Here is a 771-nt window from a genome sequence, read left to right on the forward strand (position 1 = left end):
ACCGATATGAGTCAGCCAATTGCTAACTTGCCTAATACCATTTATCAGTTTGCGATGAGCCCTTATGACAATTGGCATGCACTTGCATGGGCCGCTGCACTGCTCATTACCGCTTCGGTATTGGTCCTAAATGTCTTGGCAAGATTCATCGGTGGTCGCAGCTCCAGCAAATAGCAGACAAACCAAATAAAAGCAGTTACTAAATAAAAATGATGCGTTTTTGACATGTGTTGCTGGAATAAATTTCACTTGCGTGCTGTGCCTACGCCGACAGAGGCCGCGCGAAATATATTCCAACAACACTGGGTCGTTTTTAAAGTAGATCAACTACACCATTTACTTAAATTTATATTCATTAAGCTAGGTTGGATAACATTATGAATGACGTCATAAGCAAAGTCCGTACAACAACTAATACGAATAACTTCAAGACGCCGACAGGCAATCTACTAAATAGGCCAATGTCGACGGCAGCGCAAATGCAGCAGCCAGATGCGGCAAACCTAACTAAGCAAACACTGCATGATATTCCCAAAAACATGCCTGCAGCAAAAATGCAGATTCGTGATTTAAGCTTTTATTATGGTGATTTTCAGGCACTAAAAAACATCAATATCGACATTCCTGATAAAAAGGTCACTGCCTTTATCGGCCCGTCAGGTTGCGGAAAATCGACTCTGCTACGTACTTTTAATCGTATGTATGACTTATATCCCGGCATGCGTGCAGAAGGCAATATCAATCTTGATGGCAAAAACATCTTAGGTAAAG

The 771-nt window shown here is 41.6% G+C and carries 1 protein-coding gene and 1 pseudogene; both read left to right on the top strand.

Annotated elements, in window-relative coordinates; translation table 11 throughout:
* A pseudogene (locus ACS8FD_RS19590) lies at positions 1 to 174 on the top strand (phosphate ABC transporter permease PstA); the annotation flags it as partial.
* 203 nt (positions 175 to 377) lie between these two features.
* Positions 378 to 771: ATP-binding cassette domain-containing protein (locus ACS8FD_RS19595; protein ID WP_439277093.1), on the top strand; the 394-nt coding region annotated here is incomplete at its 3' end.

It is taken from the genome of Psychrobacter sp. 1U2 (assembly GCF_051847575.1).